This window comes from Neobacillus niacini (genome assembly GCF_048572935.1).
Lineage (GTDB): Bacteria > Bacillota > Bacilli > Bacillales > Cytobacillaceae > Neobacillus > Neobacillus niacini.
Genome location: NZ_CP183883.1, coordinates 3,900,197 through 3,913,150 on the forward strand (window position 1 = coordinate 3,900,197; position 12,954 = coordinate 3,913,150).

Consider the following 12,954-nt stretch of genomic DNA (forward strand, 5'->3'; position numbering starts at 1 on the left):
GTAAATAAAAGGGCCAAAGTGCCGAAGGTTGCCAGAGGGACGGTTCTCATGGTTTCGAGGAGACGAAAAAGCTACTAAAAAATACATATAAAATATAAAAGAAGTCCATTAACTACTCATGTAGGTAACTTGACTTCTTTTTATGAGAGACATATTTCTTACTTACACTACAGTTATCACAACATTTCCTTTTTTGTGCCCCGTTTCAACGTAACGGTGAGCTTCGGCAAGCTGTTCCAGCGGGTATCGTTGATCGATGACACTTTTGATTTTTCCAGCTGTATAAAGTTCGGTTAGAAAATTTAGATTTGCTTGGTTCTGCAATAGACCCGCCGTCACAAAGATGGCTTTCTTTTTACCAAACACCATAGTTTTCATCATGTCAATAAGAATGGATAAAGAAAGTACTGTAGAAAGATAGATTCCTCTTTGCGTGAGCATGCCTTTACATTCTGCAAAGGACCTCTTGCCGACCGCATCGAAAATCACATCATAGATTTGACCATTTTTCGTAAAATCTTCCCGGGTATAGTCAATCACCTTATCTGCTCCGTGCGATTTTACCAACTCCACATTAGCACCGCTGCATACTCCTGTGACTTCGGCTCCCAAAAATTTCGCAATTTGAATGGCATAAATCCCGACCGCTCCAGATGCACCATTAATCAGAACACGTTGTCCGCGTTGAACCTTTGCTTGATCGCGAAGAAACGTCAATGCCGTAGGTGCACCATCACAGATGGCAACACCTTCTTCATGGGACATGGCTGCTGGTTTGATTGCCAGAGGGGTGTTTTCGTGCAAACATTTGTATTCAGCTTGAGCTCCAAACGTCTTAGCACTTAACCCAAATACCTGGTCGCCTACCTTATATCGGGTTACTTTTTTGCCAACGGCATCAATGACGCCTGACAGTTCAGCTCCAAATATCGGATTCTTCGGTCTTCTAAACCCGTATACAAGCTTAACAATGAGCGAACCCTTTCGAAAGGTACAGTCCGATGGTCCGACGGAAGCTGCGTGTATCTTAATCCGGACTTCATGATCTTTGGGGATTGGCGTTTCGACCTCTTGAAGCTGGAAAACATCCGGAGTTCCATAATCTGTGCATATCATGGCTCTCATATAGCTGCTTTCCTTTCACTTTTTGCAGAGAGGGTCGTAATCGCATTTTCATTAAATCCCTTTACGATCAGCCATACGGCTAAAATCATTTCATTCGCTGCTACAGGCACAGCCAAAACAGCACCCCAAAATGATATTTGAGGAAAGACACCAAACATTACGAACAAGGAACAAACGAAAACACAAGTGGCTCCTGTCATGCCTAGGATTGATATAAATCTGGGGACAAGCTTGGTTTTATAAAATATATAACTATACATCACCGTATTGATACCAAGCATGAAAAGCGGACCAAGCATAAATGTCCAGTCATGTATTGCTTTAAGGATTATTCCTGAAGAGTGAAAAGATGAAGGATCTGGGGCTCCTGCTGCTACGAATTCCCGGCTTAGGGTTAGGAGGGACAAGACACTGATGACACCAATTGTAATAATAATCGCTTCTAGAAACCTGAAGCAAACATGCCAAAGGGCGATTGTTTCATTATATTTTCTTAACAATGGGAACATGGTAGTGGCCGTTCCAATTGCTGAAACAACTAGAATTAATTCCATTACAGCTCCAAGTATTATTTGGTTGGCATGTTCGGAACCTTTTAGTAAATAATCGGGACCGTTTAAGATAGGATCGTATAAATTTAGACCTATCACTGCTGTAACAGCAGCAAGTATAAACAGGACTCCCACAATTTTTGCAGTTTTTCTGTTTGAATTCATTTTTCTATCCCCTCACGTAATAAATTCAAAAACGTTTAGCATTGATCGTTCTTACTGCTTTGTGTGATCCCCATAAAAGAATACTTCTTCCAATGGTAAGTTAAAGGCATGAGCGATGCGAAAAGCGAGTTCCAGTGATGGGGAGTAGTTTCCTTTTTCAAGAGCTACGATGGTTTGCCTCGTTACTCCCACCTTGTCAGCCAACTGCTGCTGTGTCATTTCATCATGGTTAAATCGTAATTTACGGATGTGATTGCCGACAAGATTTTTACCCATTCTTACACTCCTCTCCGATAATGATAAAGTTTAGTAACCGAACCAGTGACATCTGAGATGAAACCCGCAGAAATCAGAATAATAAACATCACATGTAACGGCTGATTAAAGACCAGCGATCCCATTGCAAAAAGAAAACCACCAACAAACACAAAAAATGAATTTCTGAACGCTTTCAGGTCGATTAACTTATCTAATTCATCCGCAAATGCTGGTTCTTTTTCATTGGTTGTCAGTCTAAATACAATGTTAAAAATAATGCTGATGATGATATGTGCGACGATAGAAAATAGTGTCAGATACAGGACAAAGGATCCCCAATAATGAAAAACCTCACTCGGCTCCACACCCTCTCCTCCTGGATACCGCGGGTACATGTACAAACAATACGAAACAAAAATGAGAATAGCACTAACTACCGAAACGATACTTTTCTTTTCTTGATACGTCATGATTCACCTCTCCATGTATGATTATTTTTACAAGAAGTTAAACTTGTTATACTAAATGTAAAGTAAACTATACATCAAGTCAAGTGTAATTTACAAAATAGGCAGAATACTCCATTTTGGGTAATCTGTCGCCTTGATGAAGAACAGTAATGTAATTATTTCTACGACAAACCAAAGCAAAACCCCTATGATGGATAAAATCAAAGGGGTTTACTTTTGCTGTTAATCTTTTTGAAACACCATCGAGCAAAAAATTAGGAAGTCTTGGCTGCTTACCTTCCCTCTCCGGTATTGTGTCACCTCGAAAATAAACAGGTGGTAACTGTTACCACCCGTTTTAAGTCAATCTATTTAACTACTTTTTCTTTCTTTTTGCTTTCATCGATTGGGCCTGGAGAAATGCTCTGGTCATTGGCTGTCAGATCGATACCATAGTCCTTTGCAAACACCATATGTGTTTCTACTAGCACATCTGCAGTATTTTCATCCAAATTAAAAACCCTTGCACCGCGTAATCTGTTTCGATCTACCCCCGGAAGACCATATGTACCAAACCCGGTATTTCCGGCATAACCAAGCAGGATGCCATAATAGTTACCCATGTAGGTGTTTACATGATCATGGCCGCAGAAAACCCCTTTTACATCTCCCCTCTCAAGCATAGCTGAGAACATACCGCTATTAACTGGCCCTGGACATTCTTCTTCATTTCTTTCTCCGACAATATTATGCTTGTTGACAGCATTAGCGTGGTTTTCGTCCGTTCTACTATCAACACTCGCAAACCACATATATCGATGTTCCCAAAGTGGAATATGAATAAATACAAGCGAAGGAACCTTGTGACCCCATTGCTGTTCTAATTTTTTAGAGGTTTCGTTATACCAGCTTACTTGGTTAAAACGTAGCCAGTCCCAAGTTGGATATCCCTTAAAGTCTTGACCAGCAATAGTAGTAGGAGCATATCTTCCACTGTCAAGCAACCAAAGATTAAAAGCTGCGTCCGTACCTTTGGAATTTTTGATAAGGAGATTCATATTTCCTGTACCCGTAATATCTTTTACACTCGGCTTGTTCAAATTGTATTTGTAAGACATGTAAATTTGGAGCATGTCCTCTTCATTAAGACCACTTTTTGGAGTAGAGTCCTCATCATGATTTCCATATGTAATCGCCCACTTTATCCCTCTCTGCTCCATCGGTTGTGCCACATTATTTATTGCTTGTTTCATCTCAAGAGGTGTATCACAGCCACCTGTAATGTTGTCGCCGTTTAGGACAACAAAATCTGGTTTTTCAGTATCAAGGACTTTTTCCATTAACTCGATCGTACGACGGTCAATGTTTTCATCATCTTGAGTATCGTTAAACTGAACAATTTTAAATTTTCCGTCTGGTTTGAATTGAAGCTTGAACTCCTCATTTGCTGCGGCATGTACCTTATCTGTGAACATATTAGCCGGAATACCCGCTGTCCCTAGTGTTAATGCCAATGTACTCAACCCGCCAATTTTGATAAAGCGTCGTCTGTCTAATCCCTTTTGCAAATCATAATTACTCATAATTAAATCTCCACATCCCTTTATAGAAATATAATAGCAAAGTAAATCTATAAAAAGAGTAACAGGGAAGTTTTAATTCCGTGTTTATGCAATGTAAATTATTAGTGTAAATTTGGTAAAGATTGCATATGTTGACATTTGATAAAGAAGGCTGAACTTGTATTCATCCCTTTTATAGCTAATTGAGCGCAAATTTATCATCATTCCTAGCATTTTTCCTTTCCGCATCTGTTATTAATATTCATGAGTGAATTTCTTTGTAACGATGACTATTCAAAGGCGGAGAATTTCCGGCTAATGTATAAAGTGGTGGCTTTTGAAGCTGATATAAGCGGAGAGATTCCCGTTAACTGCTCTAAATATGACTGAATCAAAGGATTTCAAGCAGTTAACCGGAAAACCTTCCTTTATTTATGAAGAAATATGGCATTTTTTCAATTTAGTCGGAAATCTTCCGTCTATATTAAAAACACAGTGAATCAAAAATCCGTTATGAAAATATAAAAAAACACCTACCCTCAAATAAAAATTCAAGGACAAGTGTTAACCTGCGGTACCAACTTGTTTGATATGTATCAACATACCCACTCAATTGAGTACTTACACACTCTTAGCCCTTTAACGCTGGCTCTGCATCTAAGCTACTAAATCAATGATCGTTTACTTCGCCCTCTGAGGCCCATTTGCTGTTATGTCATCTGTCCGGCTTCCACCATCCCGGATTCGCTGGGAGATCGTTTAACAGTTTTACTCCCTCGTCTTTGGTTTAGAAAAATGATATCATCCTAGAAATTTGTTCTCTTCACGGAATGTTCAAATCTTTTTGACGTGTTTGTGAACTGTTTCTGGAACGCTCCAAATTCAAAATAAACAAATTATAATAGCCATGTAAACAAGTTGATTATATCGTTAATTTCTTATGATACTTATTCAAAAATTCAAACTAACGAAGATAAAGTGTTTGTTGTAGAAGAATTAGAAATTGAAAATCACCACTGGAGGAAAAATAAATGAGTATGTTTTGTTTTCAATGTCAAGAAACTGCAAAAGGCACAGGTTGTACGGTTGTTGGAGTATGTGGAAAAAAAGATGATTTAGCAAATATGCAAGATTTATTGATTTACACGATTAAGGGAGTAGCGATTGTAAATACAATCGCTCGTGAAATCGGAATTAATCAAAAGAAAACAAATCAGTTTATCGTAAATGGTCTTTTTATGACCATTACAAATGCAAATTGGGATAAACATGAATTTTTGAATACAGTAAGAGAAGGATTAATGCTTCGCGAAGAAATTAAAACGGCAATCATAAATGCAGGGTACACGTTAGACAACCATAGCGATTTTGTCACTTGGAATGGTGAAACTAATTTTCAGCTTGAAATGAAATCTGCTTCTCAAGAAGTTAGTATTTTAGCTACAAGAGATGAAGATATTCGTTCATTAAGAGAGTTAGTGACTTACGGGTTGAAAGGTATGGCTGCCTATTTAAAACATGCGGCAAATCTTAGCTATGAAAATGATGAGCTAGACGCGTTTATGCAAAAAGCACTTGTAATGATCACAGATGATTCAGTGAGTATGGAACAATTGATTGACCTTGCAATGGAATGTGGAAAGTACGGCGTTCATGCTATGGAGCTTTTAGATACAGCCAATACATCAACGTATGGCCATCCTGAAATGACGAAAGTAAACATTGGTGTACGTCAAAATCCAGGGATTTTAATCAGTGGTCATGACCTGAAAGATATGGAAGAGTTATTAAAGCAAACGGAAGGGACCGGAGTAGATGTGTATACACATAGTGAAATGCTTTCGGCAAACTATTATCCAGCCTTCAAAAAATATGATCACTTTGTCGGTAATTACGGAAATGCATGGTGGGAACAAACGCGTGAATTCGAGAGCTTTAACGGTCCGATTTTAATGACGACGAACTGTATCGTGCCACCAAAGGAATCTTATAAAGGAAGAATGTATACAACTGGGGCTACTGCTGTTGAAGGTGTAACCTATATTCCTAAAAATGAAGATGGTATAAAAGATTTCTCCGTTATGATTGAGCATGCAAAGAAGTGCCAACCACCAGTAGAAATTGAAAAAGGTGAAATTGTTGGTGGATTTGCGCATAATCAAGTGGCTCAAGTAGCTGATCAAGTTGTAGAAGCTGTGAAACAGGGTGATATTAAACGATTCTTTGTCATGGCTGGCTGTGATGGCCGCCATAAGAGCAGAACGTATTATAAAGAGTTTGCTGAAGAGCTTCCAAAAGATACGATCATTTTAACAGCCGGTTGTGCAAAATATCGATACAATAAGCTAGATTTAGGTGATATCAACGGAATCCCAAGAGTCCTTGATGCCGGTCAATGTAACGATTCTTACTCTCTAGTCATGACTGCATTAAAATTGAAAGATGCATTCGGATTAGAAAGTGTAAATGAATTACCGTTATCTTACAATATTGCATGGTATGAGCAAAAAGCGGTTATCGTTTTCTTATCTTTACTTTACTTGGGTGTGAAAAATATTCACGTTGGACCAACATTACCAGCTTTCTTATCACCAAACGTCACGAACTTCTTAATTGAGAATTTTGGTGTAGGCGGCATTTCAAATACTAAAGATGACTTGGAACTGTTCATGAACAGCTCAATTGAAATTCAGGAAAGTGCATTAGTTTAATAATTGGCCCCTTCCCGATGGGGGTGAAGGAAAAAAATCCAGGAAAAGTCATTGGCTTTCCCTGGATTTTTTTTGCTTATATATTAAACAAATGCACCAGATAAGATGCTGTGATTCCCCTTTACATTACAGCACTTTGGTTTGTAGGTTCTTGCTTATTGCTAACAGGTTTCCCTTCTGCGCCTTCAAATTGGCGGCCCCACCCCGTTATGATCGAGAACAAAAGAACTAAAAACAGCATCATACAATAAATCATACCGCTGCTGACTTGTGTTAGGGTTAGCGGCTTTATAAAATCATACCCATCTGACAATAATGCACCGAGGAAGACAAAAACACTTAAGAACGGGATGACGAGCACGATAGCATTTGCAAAACCGTCAAGTAGATTGGCACGGCGATAAGGATGGAGACCGACACGTTTGCCAATTTCATTCTGAACTTTTCCGAATGTAGTCATGGATGCACTGGTCACACCACCGAAAATCAACGTAGTAAACGAGATTCCTAACATCATAGCAAACTCAGCACCGCGTACGGTTTGACCCATTTTGCTGTTAAGGATGCCATTTGTGACTTTTTCAAGCACACCCGCACCGTTAAGCACACCCATGATACCGTAAACGGAAATAACCAGCGTGACCGTTGCCATCATCGAGCTGATACCGCCTGTTAGGAAACCTGCAGGTGCACCATCTTTAACGGAAATGACATGGTCAAACGTTAAAAGGTTAAATGCTAGACCCGTGATGGTTCCTAAAAGGATTCCTACCGTAATCGCTTTATAGATATTGCGGGTTTTAATGGCCACTATTAACATGACAGCTACTGGAACCAGCATGACCAATGTCGTTGGATTCATGTTCTTCTCGAGGATTTCCGCTGCACCCGTGCCTGCCGTGCCGCCACCGCCGAAAATCCAGAACAAGACAAACGAGATTACACCTGCAACCAAGGAATACTTTAGTCGGGTGGCAACACAGCCGCCGATGTCAGCAAAGCCTTGTTTTTTTGTATATTCTTGCGTTCCTGCCGAGATGATGGTGGTATCGGATATCGGTGCCAAGTTATCTCCAAAAATAGAAGCACTCACGATAGCTCCCGCTAAAATGGCAGGGTCACATCCCAACAATACTCCTGCTGGATAGAATATAGGGAAGCATGTAAACATGGTTCCGATTGATGATCCCGTAGCAGTAGAAATCACACAAACAGCTAAAAAAGTAAACGCGGTGAATAATCCTCCATCCACGCCTAGCGAATCAGCAAGCCATACGAAACCTGCAGAAATGTTCGTCGCTTTGATCAGCGCCGAGAACATCCCGATCACAAACAGCAGAATGGTAATCGGTACAGCTTCCTTTACGCCTTCATAGACGGAATCCCAGAAACGATCGTAGTTGCCCTTTTTCACCAACACGGAACCTACCATCAATGCGACGAAAGCACCCATGGCAAGTGCATACATTTCAAATGCTTTAAACACGATAAAATACAAGATGCAGAAAAACAAAAATATCATGACTGGAATAAACGCAGTCCCCCAGCCACCTCTAAACTCTAGTCTTTTATTCATACCAGAACTCTCCTCTTCTATACTAAACTTTCTAATCTAAACTCAACATGCACTTTTATCTATTCTTCATTTAAATTCATCTTCATAATATTGCGATATTTCGAATCAACCGTACGCTCTAATTCAAACGGTTCGCCGTCTACGATTGGATAGTTGTCTAAGAATTGTTTGATTTCTTCGATATCGGTTCGTTCCAGTTCGAAAGAAAATATTTGCGTATTGGATTCAACATGTCTGCTATTTCTAACGCCAATAATAGATGCTCCGACACCTTGTTGACTCAATATATATTTTGTAGCAATCTGAGAAACCTTAACAGAATACTTTTTAGCGATTCTTTGCAGCAATACCAACAATTCCTGATAGCCATCCCAGCCCAGAGTATCTTCAATCACCTGTAAATATTTAACGTGAGAGCGCGTTTCGGGTTGAATCGAAGTTTGGCCAATCCATTTTTCCGCTAACAATCCGCCAGATAATGTACCGTAGCACAGCAGGGAAATTCCTTTACTAATACAATAATCAAGTAATTCTTTTTCTGGACGTCTATCAAAAACCGAGTATTGATTTTGACAAGACACAACAGGGATACCTGCATCAACAATTTCGCGCAAATGCTTCGTATCAAAGTTTGTAACCGCAATATTACGGATTTTTCCTTTTTCTTTCAGTCTCAACAGATCCCCAGCTGTCTCTAAATATCCAGGCACACTGTAATCCCACCAATGAAACTGAACAAGATCTAATACATCTCGTTTTTGACGTTTAAGGCTTCTATCAATGATCTTTTCTGTGTAGCTGTAATCGACTTCACTAAGCAAATTGATATCCGGTACATACTTGGTATGAATTTGTATATCATGCGGTGAAAGGGTGCTCCCTTCTTTTAATTCCGTTAAAAATTCACCGAGGAGTTCTTCTGTACCCGTATAGATATCTGCACAATCAAATGTGGTGAATCCTCTTTCGGCCAGCATATGGAAGGCCTTCATGACATCTTGCATATCTAACTTTGCTTGTAAACTATGGCCTTCGGATAACTGCCAACACCCGTTGATCACTCTGCTAATACTATAATCTTTTGCTAATTGTAATCGTTCTGCCATGATGGTTACTCTCCTTTATGTATGGGTTCAATTGTACATTCTGCATGACTAAAGTCTTGTGTTTCGGTACGAGTTATCTTAAATCTTGCCCCACAGTTTGGATCAGGGCAGGCTATCAAACTATCAGACAACATCCAGTCATTTCTATGTAATGGTCGCTGCTTTGCAGGCAGTAATGGCAAAAGAGCGCTTAAGGCATACATGGAAAATGAATTTGTTTCCGGGAAGATCAGGTTTTCCCCCACCACCAAGAAATAGTCACCTTCCTTATGACTGCATACCATTGGTTTATCTGTACCTATCACCTCTACCTTTAAGTTATAGAGTGTAAATTTATCATCCATTGGACCTTTTCCTCTCTGCATTTGCTATTTAAACTTTATGAGTGAGTTTCGCTGTAACGATGAACATTTATAGGCGGAGGATTTCCGGCTAATGTATGTAATGGAAGCTTTGAAACAGATATAAGCGGAGAGATTCCGGTTAACTGCCCTTAATACGACTAAATCAAGCGATTTCAATCATATAACCGGAAAACCTTCCCTTATTATTGAAGAAATAAGGCTTTTTTTCGATTTAGTCGGAAATCTTCCGTCTATTTCCAAACACAGTGAAATCAACCATCAGTTATGAAAATATAAAAAAAACACCTGCCCTCAAATAAAATTCAAGGACAAGTGTTAGCCTGCGGTACCACCTTGTTTGATATGTATCAACATACCCACTCTAGTAGAGTGCTTACACACTCTTAGCCCTATAACGCTGGCTTTTGCGTCTAAGCTACTAAATCAACGATTTTTCACTTCGCCCTCTGAGGCCCATTTGCTGTTACGTCATCTGTCCGGCTTACACCATCCCGGATTCGCTGAGAGACCGTTTAACAGTTTTACTCCCTCGTCTTTGGTTTAGAAAAATGATAACATCCTAGATTTTTACTGTCAAGAATAATTCCAATTTTAAGATAATTTAACAATAAACCTGTATAGGTGAATCCAGAAATATGAATCTAGTCTATTTAGGTTAAGGTACTGAGCAATTTTTGTAGAATTCCCCATTACGAAGCCAATGAATCTCGTTATAAAACATCAGCATTTCCACTCCTGTAAAATCTCGTCACTTCTTATAAATTGATTTAAATATATAGAAGGTCAATTTATTACATGTAATAATAAAGATTTCTTACCCTATTTTTTATTCATTTCTATTAATTCTTTGGCATATTCCTTTTCCATGATTGCAAGCTTCTCAACTCTTCTTCTAAATTCTACAGCGGTGCTGAATTCTGCCGTTAGAAACGACTCTACTAATTCTCTCACTAATGCTGGGCCAATAATTTGAGCACCAATGCACATTACATTTACATCATCATGCTCTACACATTGGTGTGAGGAATAGATATCATGGCACACAGAGGCACGGATCCCAGGAATTTTATTAGCAGCGATGCTTGCGCCTACTCCCGTTCCGCACACAAGAATTCCTCTTTCCACTTCATTCCTTCGAATCTTTTCACAAACAAGCTTTGTAATATCCGGGAAGTCAACCGGATTTGGATCATAACTGCCACAATCCGTTACTTCATGCCCTAACTCTTTTAATACGTCCATAACATACCCTTTCAATGGAAAACCAGCATGATCTCCTCCAACTGCAATCTTCATTTGTTTACCCACCCTTATCATTTTTATAAAAAATATAGTATTTCGTTTAACTAGAATGTATTTCCTTAAAAGATAATTGTCAATAATATTCTGACTATTGACAAAAAATAATATGAGCAATCAAAATATGATTCTAATTCTTAGAGATACCATCGCACTAAAGAAATTAAATTTCTGTGTCGTCATACTTTTACTAAGATAGTAAATGTTAATCGGGGTAAAATAGTACCGTGAGCGTCCGTATAAACATATCTCCTCCCTAACTAAAAAAAACAATGCCAATTCTTAGAATAATGGCATTGCTCTGGTTAACATGAATACTATAAATATGAAGTTATATGAAAAGTTATACAGCTATAGTCGATCAATTATTTAATAGATTATTACCAACCTATTTCAGCTGCTTGCCATCTTCCTTTGTCTGCGGCTTTTTCCTTGTTCCGCGCGATACTTGTCCACTTTCTGCTTTACGAGTGCAGGGTCCTGTTTTTTTGATATCATTTTAATAAACATGTCTTCTACTTTATAACTGATTGTTCGGTAAATGCCCATATTATCCGCCTCCCTTTTAACGAATCATTTTTCTTGCTATATAAAATCTTCTGCCCAACCACACTAATGATAGACCCCCAAGGCCGCCAACAGCCGCTTTTTGGGTATCACTCTTTTTTTCTTCATATTCTTTAAATCCCAGCTGATAATTATGTTTAAAAATAACTTCACTGTTTTTGTATTGCGATGGAAGTTTGTAAGGTTCCCCTTCTTTTCCTAAAGCTAATCCATCCGCTTTGATTTGTTGGATTTCAGTATTGGATTCAAACCCTTCTTTATACCAATCTATAAATTTTTCATTGGTTAAATTAGGTTTAGTGTATTTCAACATCATAAAAGCCGCTTCATAACCTTGCTTTATGTACTCTTCTTTCAATTCTTTTTGAGCCATATTATACCCTGTATGATAAGCTGCAACATATATCTCTTCCATATCTTTTGGTACGTGAAGAACATCTTTCTTCCCATCCGCATAGCCTAAGTCTTTAGTATCTTTTTTCTTAGCCTCTACGCGCTCTGTAACAGCTTTATTAAAAGCAGCTACAAAAGCTTGTTTTAGACCAGCATGGTTCGCATAATCAGTCGGAAGGGAAATAGTATCTTGTTTTTGTCCAAGTGCATATCCATCATCGGTCGCTTTTGTTTTTTCAGCTGTGACCTTGGCTTTTCCTTCTTCGTAACCTTTGTTATAACCAGTTGCATAGCCAACTTTAAAAGCCTCTGAACTACTTGTTGAAACATTATTGCTTGCTGCCTCTTGGTAACCATCACTCAATCCTTGTGAATATCCTTCCCTTTCACCGCTAGCTATGTCTTTTTCATCTTGAATGTGCTGCGCTTGTTCCGCACTATTATTTATCTTCGTTCTATCATACCCACTGGGGACTTCACAGGGTATCCCGTCATCCACTTGACCATTTCCCCATCCGTCTAAATTTTCCGGGTCGTAGGTTGCACTATAACCCTTAGCATTCCAATACGCTACCACTTCATCATAGTTAGCAAAATCTGTACAATCCTTATCTGTATTAACGATTGTAGCACCGCTTGATGCGCCTGCGCTTCCTCCACCGTTATGATAGTGATAACCCGTACAAAGACCTTTTGAAATTGATTTGTCGCTACAATTGTGTCCACCACTGGAATCTGTTCTACCTGAATGTGCCGAGGCTAAGGTACCAAACAGCAACACAAATAATAGAGTAAACAAAAATACCTTCTTATCCATCTTTCTCCCC

The 12,954-nt window shown here is 39.0% G+C and carries 12 protein-coding genes; 1 reads left to right on the forward strand and 11 read right to left on the reverse strand.

The annotated features are described in order from the left end of the window. Positions 1–162: 162 nt before the first annotated feature. The 5 genes from ACN6MT_RS19285 to ACN6MT_RS19305 form a co-directional block, all read right to left on the reverse strand. Entirely contained in the window at positions 163–1,125 is a 963-nt protein-coding gene (locus ACN6MT_RS19285) for an NAD(P)-dependent alcohol dehydrogenase (protein ID WP_419887574.1), read from the reverse strand. Beyond that, positions 1,122–1,841, reverse strand: coding sequence for a DUF4386 domain-containing protein (locus tag ACN6MT_RS19290; protein WP_419887575.1), 720 nt, complete (start codon positions 1,839–1,841; stop codon positions 1,122–1,124). The genes ACN6MT_RS19285 and ACN6MT_RS19290 overlap by 4 nt, the downstream gene beginning before the upstream one ends. Positions 1,842–1,892: 51 nt before the next feature. Beyond that, complete coding sequence (locus ACN6MT_RS19295; protein ID WP_179603222.1) at positions 1,893–2,117, reverse strand: helix-turn-helix transcriptional regulator; 225 nt, start codon at positions 2,115–2,117, stop codon at positions 1,893–1,895. 2 nt (positions 2,118–2,119) lie between these two features. Continuing rightward, a complete protein-coding gene (locus ACN6MT_RS19300) occupies positions 2,120–2,569 on the reverse strand; it encodes a hypothetical protein (protein ID WP_419887576.1) in 450 nt (149 codons plus the stop codon). 347 nt (positions 2,570–2,916) lie between these two features. Continuing rightward, the gene (locus tag ACN6MT_RS19305) at positions 2,917–4,131 is read right to left on the reverse strand and encodes a metallophosphoesterase family protein (protein WP_419887577.1); all 1,215 of its coding nucleotides are present in this window, start codon (positions 4,129–4,131) and stop codon (positions 2,917–2,919) included. A gap of 1,010 nt (positions 4,132–5,141) precedes the next feature. Here ACN6MT_RS19305 and hcp point away from each other — a divergent pair. Beyond that, entirely contained in the window at positions 5,142–6,821 is a 1,680-nt protein-coding gene (gene hcp / locus ACN6MT_RS19310; RefSeq protein ID WP_419887578.1) for a hydroxylamine reductase, read from the forward strand. Between the two features lie 121 nt (positions 6,822–6,942). Here the strand turns inward: hcp and ACN6MT_RS19315 are convergent, their stop codons facing one another. The 6 genes from ACN6MT_RS19315 to ACN6MT_RS19340 form a co-directional block, all read right to left on the reverse strand. Next, positions 6,943–8,397: a Na+/H+ antiporter NhaC family protein gene (locus ACN6MT_RS19315; protein ID WP_419887579.1), complete on the reverse strand. Its 1,455-nt coding sequence runs from the start codon at positions 8,395–8,397 to the stop codon at positions 6,943–6,945. A gap of 59 nt (positions 8,398–8,456) precedes the next feature. Further along, the gene (locus tag ACN6MT_RS19320) at positions 8,457–9,503 is read right to left on the reverse strand and encodes an aldo/keto reductase (protein ID WP_419887580.1); all 1,047 of its coding nucleotides are present in this window, start codon (positions 9,501–9,503) and stop codon (positions 8,457–8,459) included. Between the two features lie 5 nt (positions 9,504–9,508). Next, a complete protein-coding gene (locus tag ACN6MT_RS19325) occupies positions 9,509–9,847 on the reverse strand; it encodes a TIGR04076 family protein (RefSeq protein ID WP_419887581.1) in 339 nt (112 codons plus the stop codon). An 840-nt stretch (positions 9,848–10,687) separates the two neighbouring features. Beyond that, positions 10,688–11,164, reverse strand: a complete 477-nt coding sequence (rpiB, locus tag ACN6MT_RS19330; protein ID WP_419887582.1) for a ribose 5-phosphate isomerase B — start codon at positions 11,162–11,164, stop codon at positions 10,688–10,690. Between the two features lie 396 nt (positions 11,165–11,560). Beyond that, positions 11,561–11,716: a hypothetical protein gene (locus ACN6MT_RS19335; protein WP_419887583.1), complete on the reverse strand. Its 156-nt coding sequence runs from the start codon at positions 11,714–11,716 to the stop codon at positions 11,561–11,563. Between the two features lie 16 nt (positions 11,717–11,732). Beyond that, positions 11,733–12,944, reverse strand: a complete 1,212-nt coding sequence (locus ACN6MT_RS19340; RefSeq protein ID WP_419887584.1) for a YHYH domain-containing protein — start codon at positions 12,942–12,944, stop codon at positions 11,733–11,735. Positions 12,945–12,954: the final 10 nt, after the last annotated feature.